At 46.4% G+C, this 20,519-nt stretch carries 17 protein-coding genes; 11 read left to right on the forward strand and 6 right to left on the reverse strand.

The features are described from left to right. Positions 1-318 precede the first annotated feature (318 nt). The 3 genes from QT979_RS18730 to argH all read left to right on the forward strand — a co-directional run bounded on the left by QT979_RS18730 (position 319) and on the right by argH (position 3,709). Complete coding sequence (locus tag QT979_RS18730; RefSeq protein WP_333311368.1) at positions 319-1,806, forward strand: PP2C family protein-serine/threonine phosphatase; 1,488 nt, start codon at positions 319-321, stop codon at positions 1,804-1,806. Beyond that, entirely contained in the window at positions 1,796-2,035 is a 240-nt protein-coding gene (locus QT979_RS18735) for a hypothetical protein (RefSeq protein ID WP_333311369.1), read from the forward strand. The genes QT979_RS18730 and QT979_RS18735 overlap by 11 nt, the downstream gene beginning before the upstream one ends. A 288-nt stretch (positions 2,036-2,323) precedes the next feature. Continuing rightward, complete coding sequence (gene argH / locus QT979_RS18740) at positions 2,324-3,709, forward strand: argininosuccinate lyase (RefSeq protein WP_333311370.1); 1,386 nt, start codon at positions 2,324-2,326, stop codon at positions 3,707-3,709. 99 nt (positions 3,710-3,808) lie between these two features. Here argH and QT979_RS18745 read toward each other — a convergent pair whose 3' ends face one another. After that, positions 3,809-4,000 carry a hypothetical protein gene (locus QT979_RS18745; protein ID WP_190738786.1) on the reverse strand — a complete coding sequence of 64 codons (192 nt, stop codon included), beginning with the start codon at positions 3,998-4,000 and terminating at the stop codon, positions 3,809-3,811. Between the two features lie 465 nt (positions 4,001-4,465). Between QT979_RS18745 and bcp the strand changes: the two genes are divergently transcribed. From bcp to QT979_RS18760, 3 genes are all read left to right on the forward strand, one after another. Further along, positions 4,466-4,939: a thioredoxin-dependent thiol peroxidase gene (gene bcp, locus QT979_RS18750; protein WP_333311371.1), complete on the forward strand. Its 474-nt coding sequence runs from the start codon at positions 4,466-4,468 to the stop codon at positions 4,937-4,939. 77 nt (positions 4,940-5,016) lie between these two features. Beyond that, positions 5,017-5,472 carry an NUDIX hydrolase gene (locus QT979_RS18755; protein ID WP_333215212.1) on the forward strand — a complete coding sequence of 152 codons (456 nt, stop codon included), beginning with the start codon at positions 5,017-5,019 and terminating at the stop codon, positions 5,470-5,472. 159 nt (positions 5,473-5,631) lie between these two features. Further along, positions 5,632-6,438, forward strand: a complete 807-nt coding sequence (locus tag QT979_RS18760) for an alpha/beta hydrolase (protein ID WP_333215214.1) — start codon at positions 5,632-5,634, stop codon at positions 6,436-6,438. Between the two features lie 78 nt (positions 6,439-6,516). Here the strand turns inward: QT979_RS18760 and QT979_RS18765 are convergent, their stop codons facing one another. Next, the gene (locus QT979_RS18765) at positions 6,517-7,428 is read right to left on the reverse strand and encodes a pantothenate kinase (RefSeq protein ID WP_333215216.1); all 912 of its coding nucleotides are present in this window, start codon (positions 7,426-7,428) and stop codon (positions 6,517-6,519) included. Positions 7,429-7,742: 314 nt separating this feature from the next. Between QT979_RS18765 and QT979_RS18770 the strand changes: the two genes are divergently transcribed. Continuing rightward, the gene (locus QT979_RS18770) at positions 7,743-9,851 is read left to right on the forward strand and encodes a GAF domain-containing protein (RefSeq protein ID WP_333311372.1); all 2,109 of its coding nucleotides are present in this window, start codon (positions 7,743-7,745) and stop codon (positions 9,849-9,851) included. Between the two features lie 958 nt (positions 9,852-10,809). Continuing rightward, positions 10,810-13,041 carry a Calx-beta domain-containing protein gene (locus QT979_RS18775; RefSeq protein WP_333311373.1) on the forward strand — a complete coding sequence of 744 codons (2,232 nt, stop codon included), beginning with the start codon at positions 10,810-10,812 and terminating at the stop codon, positions 13,039-13,041. 478 nt (positions 13,042-13,519) lie between these two features. Here the strand turns inward: QT979_RS18775 and QT979_RS18780 are convergent, their stop codons facing one another. Further along, entirely contained in the window at positions 13,520-13,774 is a 255-nt protein-coding gene (locus QT979_RS18780) for a DUF4129 domain-containing protein (RefSeq protein ID WP_333311374.1), read from the reverse strand. A 3-nt stretch (positions 13,775-13,777) separates the two neighbouring features. Continuing rightward, positions 13,778-14,017, reverse strand: a complete 240-nt coding sequence (locus QT979_RS18785) for a hypothetical protein (protein ID WP_333311375.1) — start codon at positions 14,015-14,017, stop codon at positions 13,778-13,780. Between the two features lie 460 nt (positions 14,018-14,477). Here QT979_RS18785 and QT979_RS18790 point away from each other — a divergent pair, with 460 nt between their 5' ends. The 3 genes from QT979_RS18790 to QT979_RS18800 all read left to right on the forward strand — a co-directional run bounded on the left by QT979_RS18790 (position 14,478) and on the right by QT979_RS18800 (position 18,911). Beyond that, positions 14,478-16,205 carry a diflavin flavoprotein gene (locus QT979_RS18790; protein WP_333207639.1) on the forward strand — a complete coding sequence of 576 codons (1,728 nt, stop codon included), beginning with the start codon at positions 14,478-14,480 and terminating at the stop codon, positions 16,203-16,205. A 338-nt stretch (positions 16,206-16,543) separates the two neighbouring features. Further along, positions 16,544-17,173: a hypothetical protein gene (locus QT979_RS18795; protein WP_333058218.1), complete on the forward strand. Its 630-nt coding sequence runs from the start codon at positions 16,544-16,546 to the stop codon at positions 17,171-17,173. Continuing rightward, positions 17,166-18,911, forward strand: a complete 1,746-nt coding sequence (locus tag QT979_RS18800; RefSeq protein WP_333058217.1) for a diflavin flavoprotein — start codon at positions 17,166-17,168, stop codon at positions 18,909-18,911. Before QT979_RS18795 ends, QT979_RS18800 begins: the two co-directional genes overlap by 8 nt. Positions 18,912-19,015: 104 nt before the next feature. On the opposite strand, the gene pgsA is transcribed toward QT979_RS18800, so the two are convergent. Together pgsA and QT979_RS18810 are read right to left on the reverse strand one after the other, a co-directional pair. Beyond that, positions 19,016-19,534, reverse strand: a complete 519-nt coding sequence (pgsA, locus tag QT979_RS18805) for a CDP-diacylglycerol--glycerol-3-phosphate 3-phosphatidyltransferase (protein WP_333215232.1) — start codon at positions 19,532-19,534, stop codon at positions 19,016-19,018. A gap of 68 nt (positions 19,535-19,602) precedes the next feature. Next, the gene (locus QT979_RS18810) at positions 19,603-20,448 is read right to left on the reverse strand and encodes an ADP-ribosylglycohydrolase family protein (protein WP_333311376.1); all 846 of its coding nucleotides are present in this window, start codon (positions 20,446-20,448) and stop codon (positions 19,603-19,605) included. Positions 20,449-20,519 lie beyond the last annotated feature (71 nt).

A 20,519-nucleotide genomic window follows, 5' to 3' on the forward strand; every position in this document is an offset into this window, starting at 1 on the left:
GTTGCCCCGAAACAGCCCTGCCTGGCCCTCCCCTTAAGAAGGGCGACAGCAAATGGTTAAAGTCCCCCTGCTTAAGGGAAGCCGCTGCGGTCTTAGGGCCCCCCAAATAAAGCAAGCGGCGTGGATTTAGGGGTATCTAGACTCAGCTATAAACCAGATTTCTTAAGAATTTTAGACTTAAGTTTATACTCATGTCCTAGTGCCCAACTTACTCGATCAAACCAAACTACTTGCTCGAAAAAAAAACGGGTTTCTGTTCAAGTGGCCCGTAAGTCCTCAATCATTACTCCGTCTAAGATCGAAAATCACACATTTACAATGACTGCTGTGCCTTTGCCTCGCCCCTCACCTCAACCTGCTGACCGCCCTTCGGGTCGCAATTCCACCGATGCGACGCCAGTATTTGCCCTCAAAGAACTGGTGGCGCGTTTGCACCGATATCAGCACAACGTTCAAGATATGTTGGGCTCGCTGGGATTTGCCCTGCGAAGTTTTAACAATCTCAACCAATTTTTGGAGTTGGTGCCTTTGGTGGCGACTCGCGTTACGGACGCCGACGGGGGAGCTTTAGTGCTTTTCAAACCCAACGGTCAAGTCAGGTTCCAGCAGTTGCATTGTCAGGAAGGACGGCAGTGCCAAGATATGCGAAAAGCGCTGGAAATAGCCACCAGGCAAGCTACAGCAGGTGCGGGCGCTACTGCTGGAACGTTTTCGGAAACCTCTGGGCAAACTTCTAGTCTCGACCTGCAAGTCGGTCGTTATTTGGGCCCGGATGTTCATTTGTTTGGGGCGCCAATTTTGGTCAACAATTTGGAACGCGGACGGCTTTATGTTTTTAGCAGTGACCCGGAATATCTCTGGACTCCCAGCAGACAGAAATTAGTTCGGTTGGTGGCGGATCAAACCGCTGTGGCTATTTGCAAAGACGAACTTACTGTTAAGTTGGCGGAAAAAGACCGCTTAGACAGAGAGTTAGAAATCGGGGCGGAAATTCAATTGCGGCTGCAACCCCGTAGTTGTCCGAAAATTCCGGGCCTTGACGTGGCCGCCCGCTGCCAAACTGCGAGCAGAGTCGGCGGAGATTATTATGATTTTATTCCCGCTGACTATGACCCGATCGGCAAGGAAGATGAGGGGGAACACCCCCCATCCCTAATTAAAAATCTCAAGTCCAAAATCGACAAGGGCCGCTGGAGCATTGTGATCGGCGACGTGATGGGCAAAGGGGTACCGGCTGGCCTGTTGATGACGATGACACGGGGTATGCTGCGGGCGGAGGTTTTGAACCGCCACTCGCCGTCGAGAATTTTGCAACATTTAAACCGGGTTATGCACGCGGATTTGGAAAATTCCCACCGTTTTGTGACTCTGTTTTATTCGGAGTATGACCCTAAAACTCGCGTTTTGTCTTACAGCAATGCTGCTCACCACCCGCCTTTGCTGTGGCAAGCTGCAACTAATTCGATTCTTCAGCTTGATACTTTGGAGGGAATGTTAATTGGGCTGGATGCTGATTCGCATTACCAAGAAGCCCACATTCAATTGCAGCCAGGAGATACTATTATTTATTACACAGACGGATTTACCGATGCTTCTAATCAAAGGGGCGATCGGTTTGATGAGGATAACTTGACCTCGGCTTTTCAGTGGGCCTGTCAAAATTATCAGCAGTCTGAAGAAATTTTGGATTATTTGTTCGATCGCGTTCACCAGTTTATCGGCATCGGCAATCGTAACGAAGATGATATGACACTGGTTGTACTCAGGGTAACACCTTTAGCAGGAGAAAATCACCATGATAGTTAATTTAATGCCGGAAATTACTGCTGGATTAATCAACTCGATTAATTGGCACGATGCTGCTCACATGGTAGTTTTGAAATCTCATTTGAGTTCGACGGTGCTTTTGGGTCAAAGTTACGAAATTTTTACGAATTTCCAGAAAGCTTGGAACAATTTTGTTTCGACTGGTCAAATAGGAGCTTTTTTTATAGGTATTTTTGTGGGCTGGTTCTTTAAAGGGATTTTTCGTTAAACTTCTTGTCGAAGAATGTATCGGTAACAGATTTAAAAGGTTTGTCGCCCCAACTTCACTTCTTTCGGATGCAGCAAAAGTTTCACAATTTTGTAGTCCAGACTTCAGTTTTTTCTGGTAAAAAGATGTATAAAAAGTTGTTAGTCAGGACGTGAGTTTTTTCTTGGTGAATTGGGAAGGGAGGACTAAAGTCCTGACTACAAACCGGAGGAAGGACTAAAGTCTTTGCTACAAATCGGTTTTTATAGACTTCTGCAACAGAGATATAATCTAGTTTTAGCTTCAGCAATGACAACACAACAAAAAACTTGGAGTCAAAGATTTGAATCGGCGCTGCACCCGGCGATCGCCCGATTCAATGCTAGTATTGGCTTCGATATTGAATTGATTGAGTATGACTTGACTGGTTCTGTCGCTCACGCTAAAATGCTGGCCAAAACGGGGATTATTTCCGCAGCAGAAGGCGAACAGTTAGTCAATGGTTTGGAACAGATTCGCCGCGAATACCGCCAAGGACTTTTTGTTCCCGGAGTTGATGCAGAAGACGTTCACTTCGCTGTAGAGAAGCGGCTGACGGATATTGTGGGAGATGCTGGGAAAAAGTTGCACACTGCCCGATCGCGCAACGATCAAGCTGGCACTGATACTCGCTTGTATTTGCGCGATCGCATCGCAGAAATTCGCGAGCAATTACGGGAATTTCAAGGGGTTTTGCTCGATATTGCCGATCGTAACGTGGAAACTTTAATTCCCGGTTACACTCATTTGCAGCGCGCTCAGCCGATCAGTTTGGCTCATTACCTTTTAGCTTATTTTGAAATGACCGATCGCGATTGGGAACGTCTCGGCGATATCTGCAAGCGGGTGAATGTTTCGCCTTTGGGTTGTGGCGCGCTGGCGGGGACGACTTTCCCGATCGACCGACATTATACTGCAGAACTCTTGCAATTTGACAAGGTTTATGCTAATAGCTTAGATGGAGTGAGCGATCGAGATTTTGCGATCGAATTTCTCGCTGCCGCCAGCTTGATTATGGTACACCTGAGCCGCTTGTCAGAAGAAATGATTTTGTGGTCTTCTCACGAATTTGGATTTATTACGCTCAAAGATAGCTGCGCTACTGGTTCTAGCATCATGCCCCAGAAAAAAAATCCCGACGTGCCGGAGTTGGTGCGAGGCAAAGCGGGGCGGGTGTTCGGTAACTTGCAAGCCTTGTTGGTAGTAGTGAAGGGACTTCCTTTGGCCTACAACAAAGATTTGCAAGAAGATAAAGAGGCTTTGTTTGATACTGTCAAAACGGTACAAGGTTGCTTGGAAGCAATGACCATTTTGCTGCGGGAAGGCATCGCCTTTAATGGCGATCGCCTCGCCGCTGCCGTTACAGAAGACTTTTCTAATGCTACAGACGTAGCCGACTACTTGGCCGCCAAAGGCGTTCCCTTCCGGGAAGCTTACAACCTTGTCGGCAAAGTCGTCAAAACTTGCCTTTCGGGGGGCAAACTCCTCAAAGATTTGACACTTGAGGAGTGGAAAGACTTGCACCCAGCTTTTGAGACAGACATTTACAGCGCGATCGCACCTCAGCAAGTGGTGGCGGCTCGCAATAGTTACGGGGGTACCGGGTTTGAACAAGTGAGAAAATCACTTATCGCTGCGCGCGATCGGATCGCCTAAACATCGTTGAATTATTCGACAAATTCCGGCTGGCTATCTCTCCTTAGAACGATCGTGCTTTCCACTCTGGTTCTAAGTTCGGCAGATAGCCTGACTCAATTAATCTTCAGCAGCAGCCATGTCTTTGTCTCTGCCGCCACCGCTCATGGCGCCCATGCCACCGCCGTTACCGCCGTCAAATCGTCTTCTCTTGTTGGAGAACATATCTTGATTTCTCCGCTTGCGAAACTTGCGAGCGTATGCTTGATTTCGTTGTGCCTTCTCTTTCTTGAGATTGCGGCGCTTAGCCATTCTGACCTCACTAATAAACATTGACAGTCCCCGGGCTTTCACGCCCAGGGATTCTTAAGTTTGACACTCTGTGCACTCTTGGTGACTGAGATTCTTGGTTCAGCGAAGTCACTTACTGGCGACAGGATTTCTCCAGCCAAAATATAGGTGTCTTCTCCCCAAGCGTTAATTCCGGTATGCCCTACCGTACTCGATCAGTTCTCTTTATGTAGTTAGGTTTTCTTCAAATTTAGCTTTCCTAAACCGCAACACCGTTAGGTGTGACTACGCACTCAACTAATCCAGTTAAGTTTTTACGTTGGCTAGTTATACTCAATTTTAGACCGATGACGATCATAGCACACCCGGTACAAGACCCAGAAAAAAGAACACCGGGATTCAAGTCCCTGGGAATCTGGGTTTGATCGGGACCCAATGTTGTCAATCTTCCAGAAGATTTCTATAAACTCTTGACAAATACGACAAATGACTATAAATCCCGGTGACGTAGCTCCTGTCTTCAGCCTGCCCGACGCGCAAGGCAATGTCGTCAGCCTTGCAGATTTTCGAGGGCGGCGAGTTGTACTTTATTTTTACCCTAGGGACAATACCCCTGGCTGTACCAAAGAAGCTTGCGGCTTTCGCGACATTTACTCAGACTACCAGTCGCGCAATATAGCAGTCCTGGGCGTCAGTACAGACGGGGCGGGGGCCCACGCCAAGTTTGCAGCTAAATATCAACTGCCTTTTCCCTTGCTGTGCGACTCAAACGCCGAAGTTGCTACCGCCTACGGCTGTTACGGACTCAAAAAGTTTATGGGAAAAGAATTTATGGGAATTACTCGATCGACCTTCGCGATCGACCCTGATGGTAGGATTGAAAAGGTTTATCGGAAAGTCAAACCAGAAACTCACGCAGCCGAGATATTAGCAGACTTGCCAGACCTCTCGCCTGAATGAAAAATTAAAAATTAAGACTTTTGAGCTGCCAGCTAAGAAACCTGAAATTACTTTCCCCTAAACAAGCTTTTGAGTTTATGCGTCGATTGTGGCAAATTGTACAAACTGTGCTGGGACTGATTTTTCGACATCCCGTCACTGGTACTGCGGTGATTCCCGTATTGCCTGACGGGCGAATTGTGTTAATTCGCCGCCGCGACAACGGTCGCTGGGCACTGCCGGGAGGTATGGTGGATTGGGGAGAGGATATTCCCACAACTGTGCGCCGGGAATTAGCGGAGGAAACAGGACTCGATTTAGTTAAAATCCGTCGCTTGGTGGGTGTTTATTCGGCAGCCGATAGAGACCCTCGCTTGCACTCGATTTGTATCGTGGTGGCAGCAGAGGTAGAGGGAAAAATGCAAGTTCAGGATACGCTTGAAGTCAGCGAGGTTGAGGCTTTTTTGCCCGCATCGCTGCCGGAGGGCGCGCTCAGCCACGATAACAACCAACACTTACAGGACTATTTTCAAGGCCTGACAACTTTGGCGTAAATCGGCGAGGCATCCAAATTTGATCAAAGTCGGAAATTACCTCGCCGTCAAAAATTTTCTGTATATAAATGTGGAATTAATTTTCACTGTTTTCCTACTTTTATTCACAAACTCTGAACATTAAATTAATCATCTTTTTATTACTAAATATTTAACCGGATGTACTCACCGCTACGCAATTCTCGGGTCAAACTCTCTGTAGGGCAAATCTTCTGGCACGAAGTCGGTCAAGGCCCGAATTTAGTATTTTTGCACGGTTCTTGGCACGACAGCAGTCAGTGGCTGAGGACGATCGAACATTTGAGCCCCTACTACCACTGCTTCGCACCGGATTTGCTGGGGTTTGGCGACTCGGAACGCCCAAATCTTCATTATTCGATCGACTTGGAAGTAGAATGTCTCGCCCAATACCTCGATACTTTGAAGTTGCGACAGGTTTATTTAATCGCTCACTCTGTGGGCGGCTGGGTGGCCACCAGCTACGCTATCAAATATCCCGATCGAGTTCAGGGTTTGGTGTTGTTGGCCCCAGAAGGCGTCAAGGTTGGCAACCGGCGGGGGCGGTGGCAGACGGCTAGCTGGCTAATGGGCCAACCACCGCTGGCTTTGTGGTTGCTACGATCGATCTATCCAATTGCTAAGTTGCTGGGTAGCAAAAAAAAGATTGACGGATTGCTAAAGTTCAGACAGCAGTTGATGGAGTCCCCTGTTGCCGTGCAGTTGCTGTTCGGGCGCCGGCGGGCGGAAATTACAGCGGAATTAGTTGATGAGAATTTGTCTTTGCTAAAAGTGCCTGTTTTGCTGTTGCAAGGTTCTGAAGATACTCCCGCAGCTTCGTCTCTGTGTCAATCCTATGCTGCTCTGGCTCCTAATGCCGAACTGCAATTGGTCAGTCCGGGGGAAAGCAATTTGCCGCAGGAAGTCCCGGATGTTGTGGCCAACTATATTCGCGAGTTTGCTAGGTGAATTGGGAATTGGTAATTATTGGGAATTGGGAATTGGGAATTGCGAATGGATAAAATGACAACAGTCAACTGACAACAGTCAACAGTCAACAGTTAACAGGCTAATTCCCCAAAAAATAGCCTCTGGTGCGTCAATTAAGCCTGCGGCTGTATCAGGAAAGGCTGCGGTGAGGTATTTTAAAAGCATAGTGCGATCGCCCCCCGTGACCGCAATTTTGCTATCAGGAAACAAACACCGCCAATCTTCAATAAAATCCCTAACTCCTGCCACCGTCGCATACACAACTCCGCTTTGAATTGCCCCAGCAGTGTCTTTCGCCCAGCGGTATGGCAGATTTTGTGGTAAAGTGATTAAAGGTAATGCAGAAGTTTTTTTAGATAGCGACGATAACTGCAAACCCAAACCTGGTAAGATTGCGCCCCCAACTAAATACCTATTGACATCAGCCCCAGTAAATGTTAAAGCTGTACCAGCATCTATAAGTAAAACTGGCCAATCCAATTGGTGGCCAGCGCCCAGTACAGCCAAAGCTCTGTCAATTCCCAGGGTAGGATAGAGTCCCCTGATCGGCAACTGGTCTAAAGTAATAATTCGGACATCAGGATAACTCTGCCAAATTGCTGTTTGCTGGGTAACTACTGAAGCCAAAATTAGAGGCAGCGGCACTAAAGAAAGTGTGCGAGGATTAGAAAAAGCGGTAGTAGCAGGAAGACAAAGGAGATTTTGAGAAGATATTTCCTCGATCGACCTCATTACTATTTGCACCAAATATTCGGCTTTTTCCTCCTCCGAGAGCCGGGAAACCGCATCAGTATTTAGATGCTGTGTATCCCATGTTTTCTCCAGGGTTTTGCCCACAAATAATCCCCAGTGCAGCCGGGAATTGCCGATCGCCAAAGCTATTTTAATCTGGGCTTTACCTGTCAATCCAGAAGTAATGTTGTCGGTGCTTGCTGGCGAACGGAAATTGTCGGGAATTGAATTTTCCATATTGATCGATCCGGCGCAAACATTGAACTAAAGATAGATTTTAGATTAATTTTATTCGCTTAAACGGGCGGTTAACTCTATTTGACATCTGACCAAGTTCCATGCCACGCGCCAATTAGTATTGTCGGCTGCTGAGGGCATACTTGCTAAATATAAATATTTGTAAAGCAAATAATTGCTTTGCTCAGGCGGCATCCTTTATAATGTCTTAAGATATTCCAAAGTCCTGGTAGCTGCGATGGGGCTGTTGGCGGGGTAAGCATAGGTTTAAAAAACCAGACTCAATCAAAATACTGTACAACTCCTGAGTAAATATGTCTTTAAAAATACAAGAGCACGAAAACCCCTGGCAAAGAGTAACTTCGCGGTTGCCTGAATCTGAAAACTGGAGGCAGGAAGAAAGTCTTTCGCTGCCGGAAGTAGACCAACAAAAAGCCCTAATAGTGCAGATGCAGCAGCAAGTTCAGTTATCAAACTTGCTGAACCAAATTAATAACGAAATTCGCAGTACACTTGACATAGAAGAAATTTTGACATCGGCCTGCAGATTGCTGGGGCAAGCATTACAGTGCAGTCGCGTGAGCATTTTAGTCAAAGAATCAAATACAGAAAAAATTTTAGTTACGCGCGGAGAGTACAACGCGGGGGACTATCCGATCCAACTGGGAATGAAAGTACCGATGACTGACAACCCGCATTTAGCTGCAGTCGTGTCTCAACAAGATTCCCTAGCAGTGACGAAGTTTCTCGATTTTCCGGGATTGAACCCACAAACCCGAAAAATTGCCGAAGCTTTGGAGATTAAGTCAATGCTGGCAGTAGCTACTCGCTATCAAGGTGAAGTGAATGGCATAATTGGCTTGCATCAGTGCGATCGCGAACGGGAATGGACTGATTGGGAAAGGCAGCTTTTAGAAGGGGTTGGATCGCAATTGGCGATCGCGATCAATCAAGCCAAACTCTATAGCAAAACCCGGCGCCAAGCCGAACGAGAATCGCTGCTACGGCTGATCGGCAACCAAATTCGCAGTACCCTCGATCTGGAAACTATTTTACAAACAGCGGTGAGAGAAGTCCGCCAAATGTTGCAGTGCGATCGAGTAATCATCTATCAGTTTCAAGACAACTGGCAAGGAAAAGTTGTGGTTGAAGATATGGTGATTCCTTGGCCTTCAATTTTAGGAGATATGGGGGCTGATAAGTGTTTCCGGGGAGATTACGCCGATCTTTACCAGCAAGGGCGAGTCAAAGCAATTAATGATATTTTTAATGCTGGTTTAGAGCCTTGTCATGTCGATTTCTTAAATAGTTTGCAGGTTAAAGCTAATCTGATTGTGCCGATTGTTACATCCAGAACTGAAGAAAATACCCCGGACACAGCCGGAAGCTATAATCCTAAGTTTCCCGGTAGGCTGTGGGGTTTGCTGATTGCTCACGAGTGCCGGGATACCCGCAATTGGCAGCGGCAAGAAATGGAGTTGCTCTCCCAGATAGCCAACCAAATGGCGATCGCCATTCAGCAAGCAGAACTTTACAGCCAAGTCCAAGATGCGGCGGTAAAATCTCAAGCTCAAACCCAGCAGTTGCAGGCTGCACTAGAAGAATTGCGATCGGCGCAGCAGCAATTGATTCAAAGCGAAAAAATGTCAGGTTTGGGGCAAATGGTGGCGGGCATTGCTCATGAAATTAACAACGCCAACAATTTCATCCACGCTAACTTGTTTCACGCTCAAGAATATTTTAAAGCCTTGAACGAAGCTCTAGAACAAGCCGGAAATGCCTGCCCGGAAGCAGCGGAAGCAATTGTCAGAATCAATGAAGAACTAGAACTCGATTACATTCGAGAAGACTTTGGTAAACTGCTCAATTCAATGCGGGAAGGCAGCGGGAGGATTCGCTCAATCGTGATGACGCTGCGAAATTTTTCTCGTTTAGACCACGCTGAATTAAAACCAGTAGATTTGAATGAAGGTTTAGAAAGCAGTTTCTTGATGCTGCAAAATAAGCTAAAAACTCATATCAAAATAGACAAGCAATACGGCAGTTTGCCGCCCGTCCAATGTCATGCGAGTCAAATTAACCAAGTATTTTATAATTTGATTGACAATGCTTTAGATGCGCTTCAGTCAACGAGCAAACCGGGGGAATTAACTATTCGTAGTTGGCAAAGCGAGCCGGACTGGGTAACAATCTCTGTCCGCGACACGGGAACTGGCATTCCTGCAGAAATTCAAGACAAGATTTTTGACCCATTTTTTACTACTAAACCCGTGGGTAAAGGTACGGGTTTAGGACTTTCAGTGTGCTATCAGGTAATTGTTCAAGCTCACGGTGGCAAGCTGAGTTGCGTCAGTCAGGTTGGCGAAGGAACTGAGTTTATTGTAGAGTTGCCCCTGACAAATCAGAGGAGGGTAAGTGCATAATTCTTGCTTTAGTCAGATTAACCCTGTTTTGTCACTCTGGCAGTAGTAGAGAACCCATTTGACATCTTGAGGGCGATCGTAAATCACATTACGGATCACTAATACACTTGGTTTTTTACCATCGCACTTTTAACATTACTCCGGACAGTTTTGGGAACGAGACTACACGCTTACGCGGGGCAAGGATCATAAATAAAGTCGAATTAAATGTAAGTCAGGGGTGGAGCTGACATTGATTTAATTATCCACAGGGGCTGCGAAGTCTTAGAGAATAAGCCATTGGGCCATATAAAAACTGTCCGGACTATTGTTTTAATAGAATCAGATTTAACTTACGCCCGAACCTCAATTTTTAGGAATTCCCAACAGGGTTATGCGTAGACATATAAAATCCTGAGTGTTTTTACTCATAAAAGTTTCTGCTGATTCACTTCCACAATAAACTTGGTTTTTTACCATCGCATTTTTAATAGAATCAGATTTAACTTACGCCCGAACCTCAATTTTTAGAAATTCCTAACAGGGTTCTGCGTAGATATATAAAATCCTGAGTATTTTTACTCATAATAGTCTTTGCTGATTCACTTTTGTCCGCTGAAGCAGTAAACGCGGCCTCTTGGGCGGCTCGGAATTTGGGATTTAAGCTCTCCTCTACAGATGTGTAAAACCCGCTTTTTATAGGGCTGAAAAAAATATCGCAATTTTTCCGGATAAAACCTATTGATGATGAAAGTTAAACATCCCTATGTAAATAGGTCTAAATAGGTGTAATTATTTACACTCAATATTTAATCGGGGGCAATAATACCTTCAGATGCTGATTGGGCAAGCATTTTTACTTGATTTACCTGCACGTATGAGGCAATTTTTCTTGCAGTGACAAATCGCTACAAGAAAGCCCAACCTCTGGTTTTCAGTCACTTCTAATCCTTAATTACTCATCATCAAAGGAGAATCTATGGCTACTTCATTCACTGGTTCTTTAGGTACAACCACTAATTACAGCAGCATCAGTGACCTAATTAAACAATGGCCGACTGCCGCCCAGGATCAAGGCATCCAACTGTCTGGGATAGCTTTTGATGGCTTTGAAACGAACTACACTAACCCTATTCCCATCAGCAACCTCACGTTAGCAACGAACGAAACCCCTAAAAGCGGGTTGAGCTACGGCAGTCCCGCTGGTATTGGTGTCTACGGCTCTTATAGTGGTTGGTTTACCGACGCCACTAAAGATCGGTCGGAAATCAACTTTGACCCCAACACCAATCTATCTCAGGTGCTGAAGGTGAGATGGGCAGATAATAAAGATATCACTAGCGCCACGATCGACCTCAGTGGATTATTTCCCAAATCAAGTTCTACTACAGTTAACGATCAAGGCGATGAAGTTGGTTCGCTGCAACTCTTTAATAATGGGGCTTTAGTACCGGCTACCAATTTTACGATTACTCGCCTCAGCGCTCCGAGCGCTCCAAAACCGATCGGTGTGTCTTCAAATGGAGTGACTGTCACTGGCGATCGTGCCGATGGCAATTTCACATTCCAGATACAAGCAAATTCCACTAGCGTTGCTTTTGACGAACTGCGGTTTTCCGCCACAGCCTACGCGAACCCCACCGCTGCCTACCTCGGCACCTCCCCCAAAAGCGATAGTTCCGACTACCTAGTGCGGAGTATTCAATATCAAGGCATTGATGTGACGCCGACGCCGACGCCGACGCCGACGCCAACTCCGACGCCGACGCCGACGCCGACATCTCCAAGTCTCTTCCAGTTCGCCCAGCCAAATTACACTGTGGCTGAAGGCGGCGTGGCGACGATTAACGTTACTCGCACCGGTGGCACGGCGGCTGCATCGATTAACTACTCTACTCTTGACGGTTCGGCAAGTTCAACAGGCAGTGCACCGGATTACACTGGAACGTCGGCGGGGGTGTTGAATTTTGCTGCGGGGCAAACTACCGCTAGTTTCACCGTGACGGCTTTGAGTGATTTGACATTGGAATCGCCGGAAACGGTGAATTTGGTGCTCTTCGGTGGCAATGTCGCCAGTAATCCGTCAATTTTGACGATTAATGATGTGCCGCCGACTCCGGGGACAACTCCGACGCCGACGCCGACATCTCCAAGTCTCTTCCAGTTCGCCCAGCCAAATTACACTGTGGCTGAAGGCGGCGTGGCGACGATTAACGTTACTCGCACCGGTGGCACGGCGGCTGCATCGATTAACTACTCTACTCTTGACGGTTCGGCAAGTTCAACAGGCAGTGCACCGGATTACACTGGAACGTCGGCGGGGGTGTTGAATTTTGCTGCGGGGCAAACTACCGCTAGTTTCACCGTGACGGCTTTGAGTGATTTGACATTGGAATCGCCGGAAACGGTGAATTTGGTGCTCTTCGGTGGCAATGTCGCCAGTAATCCGTCAATTTTGACGATTAATGATGTGGCGACAACTGGGACGACGCCGACGCCGACCCCAACTCCGACCCCAACTCCGGCGACAACTCCGGCGCCAATCACGTATTTCTTCAGTGCGGCTAATTACAGCGTCAACGAGGGCAGCACTGCGCCGATTACCATCAATCGCAGTGGCAACGTTACGGCAGCGAGTGCGATTTTGTTCAGCACGGGTGACGGTAGTGCTAGTTCTCCAGCGGATTACAACAGTGTGACTCAAGGGGTCTTTTTTGCAGCCGGACAAACTAGCGCACAAGTTCCGATTCAAACTTTATTTGACAATATCACGGGGGAGCCTACTGAAACGGTGAATTTGTTCTTGGCTGGTGGCAGTTTGGCTAGTCCGTCAGTAGCAGTTTTGAGCATTATCGATCCTACTTTTGTGGCTCCGACTGTGTTCTCTTACGGTTCGTCTCCTGGTTCTGTTGCTGATGGTCAGTCTGGAACTTTTACAATTAATCGGACTGGCAATACTTCGGTTTCGGCTTCGGTGGACTATTTGATTGCTCCTCCTACTGGTCCTGGTCAACCTTTTAACTTCATAGACTACACCATTAATCCATTCAGGGATTTTACTGGAGGCACGGTTAACTTTAATCCCGGTCAAACTAGCGTTAGTCTGACGATTACCAATACTCCAGGTTTGACTGGTGGTAATGTGGGTTTAAGCTTTGGCCCAGGTGCGAATGTCGGCATTCCGGGATCCACTACAATTACTTTGCTTTAAGGCTGTTAGTAGGGCGAGAAATCCTTGCTCTACTAATATGTCTCGCAAGTAGTTAAATGCTTTTTATCAGTCTGATTCCTCACTACAGCTTTTTTCAAGAAAGCGAGGTACGCAGGTAAAATTTTCGCTGTGTGACAGTCGCTGGCACCGACAGCTAATGGGATTCACCTACAGGGCTGATTGTGGGCTGCCTCGACCCGAATCCCATTGCTGGTGCTAGTTTCGTCACTTTCGACCCATTTGCTAGTCCGGTCTGATAGCACCCTTTCAAGGTCGTACTCTTAGATGCTACGCCCGTTATTCGAGTACGACCTTGGACTCTTGTGTATGGAAATAATTAGATGGCAATTGGCTATTAACTTGGGGTTTTTTAGATTCTTTTTTTTGTGTAATTATTGTTAGTATAAGCGAATGCTAAAATTATCGGCTGGATATTTTTTTTGCGCTTACCTACTTAATCATTAATTTGTTGATAAGCTTACTGACACTGTTCAAAGGTTGAGGGGTCAGCTCTCCTATTCCTAAAATATAGTTGTTGATGTATTCTTATCAAAGTTTCGTAAGGCACTGGCTGGGGTAGTTGCTGGATTAATTGCAAATATTCGCCATCAGTGCGGCTGGGTTGGTAAACTACGGTTCCCGCATCATTTAACCGCTGCAACAAAGCCATGTAAAGACAGTGGCAAGCTTGGCGGTATTTGCCTTGTTGCTGCAATTTTTGCGATCGCAACAACCACTATGCTACCGACAAATCGTTAATTGTTTGTTTCGCACTGCCATCAGTTGTTGGATTCCTATTTTTGAAATTATGAATATAAAAACGTAACAGTTGCCAAATGTGCCAACTTGCCCAGACTGCGAGCAATGCTAAGATTAACCGAAAGCTGGGTTTAGCGATCGCCCCCAAGATGGGGGAATCAAACCAAGATGGCAATTTGACATTCGGTATATTTTGGGCAGTTTTTAGTTTTATCAAAGGAACTTTCGGACATAGCTTTACTTCACTGAATCGATTTTGCCCTGTGGATTTGGGCTTTTTTTATTCGATCGTCTTACTGCACATTTTGTACAGCTTTTAAGTTGGTACTAACTAAGGAATGAGAATTAAATAACTTCCACTCTTGAAAGTGGGATGGGCGTCCCGCCCGTCATGAGTGGACGGGCGGGACGCCCATCCCACAATAACAATTAAAATTGTAAGTTATTTAATTCGCGATCCTAACTGACTGCTCGATCGCAATTTCCATGCAAAACCAAGTTCGATCGCCCAACCGATCGAACTCGGTTTCCATAGCACACATATTAGGTTTTTGTCAATACATAGAGATCAGTTTTGGGATGCTTAACTGAGTGATAGGAAATTTTATAAAGATTTACAAAAAAAACGTGTCAGAATGAAGACAATAAGGTAATGGGTAAAAGACAAGGAGGCACTGATGGTAGCGCTGACTGAACGAGTCCAACGCAGATTGACGGTGGAAAAAGTCGAAATTGCCTCTGACACAACGGCAATTCGATGCCTGGACTGGGATAGAGACCGCTTTGACATCGAATTCGGACTCAAAAACGGTACAACTTACAACTCATTCATCATTCGCGGTGAAAAAACGGCCCTCGTGGATACCTCGCACGAGAAGTTTCGCCAGCAATACATGGAAACTCTAACGGGCGAAATTGACCCCAAAGAGATTGACTATCTAATTATCAGCCACACCGAGCCAGACCACAGCGGTTTAGTCAAAGACGTGCTGGCGCTGGCACCCCAAGCGATTGTCGTGGGGGCGAAAGTAGCAATTCAATTTTTAGAAAACCTTGTACACCAACCATTTGAGCGATTGGTGGTCAAAAACGGGGACAAACTAGATTTAGGAAACGGCCACATTATCGAATTCGTATCGGCGCCGAACTTGCACTGGCCTGATACTATTTTCAGCTACGACAGCAAAACTCAAGTGCTGTTTACCTGCGACGCTTTCGGGATGCACTACTGTTCCGACAGCACCTTCGATGACGATTTAGCAGCAATTGAGGAAGATTACCACTTTTATTATGAGTGTTTGATGGGTCCCAATGCTCGATCGGTACTCGCTGCGATGAAGCGGATGGCAGAATTGGGAGAAATCGGTACAGTTGCGACCGGTCACGGGCCGCTGCTGCGGCACAATGTGGTGGAACTTACCGGACGCTACAAAAAGTGGAGCCAAGCGCAAGCTAAGGCAGAAACCACTGTAGCGGTATTTTACACCTCCGACTACGGATTTAGCGATCGACTCAGCCAAGCGATCGCCCACGGTATCACCAAAACAGGTGTCGCTGTGGAAATGATGGATTTGAGAATCGCCGACTTACAAGAAGTTGCGGAACTTGTCAGTAATGCTGCCGGTATCGTAATTTGTTCGCCACCGAGTGGCGGTACTGCTGCTGTAAATGCCGAAGCCGCAATCAACACAATTTTAGTTGCAGCTAACAACAAACAATCTTTCGGTTTGTGTGAATCCGGCGGCGGCGATGACGCATCGATTTACCCGCTGCGAAACAAGTTCAAAGAGTTGGGTTTAAAAGAAGCATTTCCCAACATTTTAATTAAAGAATCACCGACTGAAGCGAGTTATCAACTTTGCGACGAAGCCGGCACTGACTTAGGACAGTGGCTGACGCGGGACAAAGCAGTCAAACAGATGAAATCCCTCGACAGCGACCTCGATAAAGCTTTGGGAAGAATCAGCGGCGGACTGTACATCATTACCGCTCAAAAAGGCGAGGTTAGCGGTGCGATGCTAGCTTCTTGGGTAACGCAAGCCAGCTTTAAACCGCTGGGTTTAACAATAGCAGTTGCGAAGGATCGGGCGATCGAATCGATGATGCGCGCGGGAGATAAATTTGTTCTCAACGTGCTGGAAGAAGGCAATTATCAAACTTTGATGAGGCACTTTTTAAAGCGTTTTGCTCCTGGTGCCGATCGATTTGCCGGAGTTAAAACTCAACCAGCAACCAACGGTTCTCCAATTCTGACAGATGCTTTAGCTTACATGGAATGCGAAGTAGTCAGCCGGATGGAACTTTCGGATCATCATATCGTATATGCGATCGTTGATAGCGGCCGCGTATCCAATCCCGATGCACTGCCTGCTGTTCACCACCGCAAAGTGGGAAATCACTATTAGGAAGTCAGTTGACGGTTGACAGTTGTCAGTTGATAGTTGACAGTTGACTGTTGTCAGGTGCAAAGGGGAAATTCAACGATATATTGATTGACTGTCTGAGTCAACATACCCCAAACGTATTAGTAAGGTGCGTCAGCCGATGTTTTATTCGACTTCATCATCGACTATCTACTGACGCACCCTACAATTACAGTCCAGGACACAACTGGCTAGCCAAAAACTCTCAACTTTGGGTGCTTGTGGCGCACCTTACCGGCTTCTGGGTGTTGGGTGCGCCACCAGCAGCAAACCGGGCAAACCGTTGTCATTTAGACTTCATTTTAATAGGGGAATTGCCAATGCCTGCCAATCTTTTAGAAGACCGAGATTACACAATTATTATTGCCAGAAGCGATGCCAGCAGAGACCCTCACCATCCTTGGTACGAGGATTGGGTAGAAGCACAGGCATCTCTGATCGACTTAGCAAAAAAATGTCAGCAATTTGACAGCGACGGCATCACCGTTTACGAAGCTTCTACTCCTATGTGGAAGTATCAAAATTCCAATGTTGCGCGGTTAGCTCAAATTTTGCAGCGACAAAATACGGAACCGGATTCAGAAAACCCCACTGCAATTAATTTGGAAGAAGCTCTGAAAGCAACTTTTAGTGATTATTTTGCAAGCAAACCAAATGCCAAAGGGAAAAACGGAACAATAATTGTTGCAGTTTTAGATCAAAAACCCGAAAATACCGCTGCTGTTGCCGAAATTCTTGTAAGTGCGGCAAATAAAATAGATAAAGATGAAGAAATTGGAGTGAGCTTTATCCAAATTGGCGACGATTTGAAAACCAGGGAATTTCTGATTGACCTGGATACCAATTTACAGGGTAGAGGTGCAAGGTTTGACATTGTAGATACCAAGTTTTGGCACGAAATCAAAAGAAGTTCTGTAGTTCAGTTTCTCATAGGTGCAATAAATGACTAATACTTTGACTCCTAGACTCGCATCGGATGCCAAACCCCGCGATGTGCAGTTTATCCCGATCGCACTCGATACTTTTATTGTGCGATCGCGCACTTGGGACAGACTCAAATTTGAAGTCGAGTATTCGCTGCAAAAGGGGACGACAGCCAATAGCTATATTATTCAAGCTGACAAAACTGCTTTGTTCGATCCGCCGGGGGAATCTTTTACTCAAAATTACATCGATTTTTTACAGCAACGGGTGGACTTGACCAAGCTGGATTACATAATTTTGGGGCATTTCAATGCTAACAGATCAGTAACAATTAAAGCTCTGTTAGAATTAGCTCCTGAAGCAGCTTTGGTTTGCACGAATCCAGCAGCAATTAGTTTGCGCGCCGCTTTCCCCGACCAAGAATTAAACATTATGGTCGTTCGGGGAGAGGAAACTCTCAACTTAGGAAAAGGTCACGCCTTAAAATTCATCGCGACTCCGACTCCCCGCTGGCCTGACCAACTTTGCACCTACGATCCGCACACTCGAATCGTGTTCACTGACAAACTATTTGGAGCTCACGTTTGCGGCGACCAAGTATTTGATGAAGGGTGGAGCGTTTACAGCGAAGATCGGCGCTATTATTACGATTCCCTGCACGCATCTCAGGCAAAACAAGTGCTGACGGCAATGGATAAATTCGCCGATTTACCCGCAGCATTTTATGCTCCCGGTCACGGCCCGATCGTCCGTTACGGCCTTAATGAACTGAGCAATTTGTATCGGGAATGGAGCCAGCAACAAAATTCAAAAGACTTGACAGTTGCTTTGATTTATGCTTCGGCTTACGGAAATACGGCTACTTTAGCGCAGGCGATCGCCAAAGGAATTACGAAAGCCGGCGTGGCGGTGGAAAGTATTAACTGCGAATTTGCCGAACCGGGAGAAATTCAAGAGGCGATCGAAAAATGCGCGGGATTTATCATCGGAACTCCCACGCTAGCAGGACACGCTCCGACGCAAATTCAAACAGCTTTGGGAATAGTTTTATCTACAGCAACTAAGAGCAAATTAGCGGGGGTTTTTGGTTCTTTTGGCTGGAGTGGAGAGGCGATCGACTTAGTGGAAAATAAGCTGAAAGATGCCGGCTATCGAATTGGATTTGAGCCGATTCGAGCCAAATTTAAGCCGACGGCGGCGACGATTCACGAGTGTAAAGAAGCGGGAACGGATTTTGCTCAAGCTTTGATTCGATCGCAAAAATTGCGGGCACCGAAACCCCAGTTAGCAGCGGGGAGCGATCGCACTGAACAAGCAGTAGGGAGATTGGTTGGTTCGCTGTGCGTACTCTCGGCGAAGCGGGGGGAAGTCGCCAGTGCGATGCTGGCTTCGTGGGTGTCGCAAGCAACGTTTAATCCGCCCGGTGTGACGATTGCGGTGGCGAAAGATCGATCGATCGAAGCTTTGATGTACGCTGGAGATAAATTTGTGCTGAATATCTTAGCCGAAGGGCGACAGTTACGGAAGTATTTCATGAAAAACTTTGCTCCCGGAGAAGACAGATTTGCCGGAGTCGAAACAATGGAAGCTAGCAACGGCTGTCCGGTTTTGACTGATGCTCTAGCTTATCTGGAATGCCAAGTGATAAGTCGGATGGAATGCGGCGATCACTGGGTAGTTTACGCGGCGATTGAAAACGGTCATTTGCTCAATAATGACGGCGTGACAGCGGTGCATTACCGGAAATCAGGGAGTCATTATTAAGCTACGGCTAGGACACGGCAATGCCGTGTCCCTACAAATTCATCGAAGTTTTTATCTGCGTTAATCCGCGTTAATCTGCCCTCATCTGCGGTTTAAAAACCGACTTACTTCTCCTCAGCAGTCTTTTCCGGCCACAGATAAATAGCACCCGAAATCAAAGTTAGAGCCACAGAAACCCAAAAAGCAATTAAGGCGGGAAAGTTCCACGCATCGGAAAGAGGAGCAATTAAAAGTGCGATCGCCACAATCTGACTCACCGTCTTCAACTTCCCCCAAATATTAGCTCCCGAAATCGTAGTTTTATTAACACGCCACCCCGCAATTGTCAACTCCCGACCAAAAATCAAAAACACTCCCCAAGCCGGGATTTTCCCCAACTCAATCAACACTAAAAGCGGCGCGAGAACCAACAATTTATCCACCAAAGGATCGAGAAACTTACCCAAATCGGTAATTTGATTCAGTTTCCTAGCCAAATAGCCGTCCAGCCAATCAGTAGCCGCAGCTACCACAAAAATTGCGGTGCAAATCCAGCGGCTTTGCGCGCTTGGGTCGTACAAACCGTAGAGCAGAAAAGGCACTCCCAGTAAGCGAGAAAACGTAATCAAATTAGGCAAATTCATAATAGCAAGAAGTTCGGCAACGCGCAGTGTATCGGGATTTAACGGATGTAACAGATATCAGGAAGAAATCAGAAGTCGATCGCACAATTCATTAACTCTCGATCCAGTTCTATGATATAGTCTCGGCCGTAAGATTGATTTTCTAATCCTTGTACCAGATTTTCTGGCAGGTCTTGGGCAATTTCACTGCTACAGGAACCAGCAGCTAAAGCAATAGTGGCTACTGTATCTACATCTCCAGAAAAGGCAATGCAATCTAGGAGCAGTTTGCTCATACTATCATTTCGCATGACCGCAGTAATAGCTGCTCTAACACAGACCAAACCTTTAACGCTGACTTCTCCTTGCCAAGGTATCGACCACTCACCAGCTACGTACTTTTCTAGAAAACTTCCCAAATTCTTCTTTAAACCTAGCTGATAAATAAAGTAATGGGACATCAAAGCGGCCGCTATAGCTGCTTTAATGCCATCAGGACTGTTGTGAGTAATGGCAGCTTGAATGGTAGCATTTTCGATGACTTTTTCAATAGTAGGAAAAATGCCTATCGGCCCGGCTCGCATCGCCGATCCGCTTTTATCGCTAGCGGAGTGAATTTTGTCTAAGAATTCTTTTCCGTCTTGAACTTGTAGCAAAAAATTGTACATTTTGCCAGCATAACCAAATCGCCGATCGCGGTGAAAAGCTGCAACAAATTTGCTGGCTAAAAGTTCCGGCGTCCAAGGTTCTCGGCTGACGATAGCTTCTGCGACGGCTAAACTCATCTGCGTATCGTCCGTGTAACATCCAGGCCGGATATCGTGACGGGGATGCTGGATGTAGCCGTTGAGATTGTTGTACATTGCGATCGTCTGCTGGTCAACAAATTCAAAACCAGCACCGTAAGCGTCACCAATCGCTAATTCTATTAACATATATTTAATTTATTTACTACTATTTCATCCCCTATTTTTTCCTAAAACTTAAAATCCAAAAACAACCCAAA

This window comes from Microcoleus sp. w2-18bC1 (assembly GCF_036700365.1).
GTDB lineage: Bacteria > Cyanobacteriota > Cyanobacteriia > Cyanobacteriales > Microcoleaceae > Microcoleus.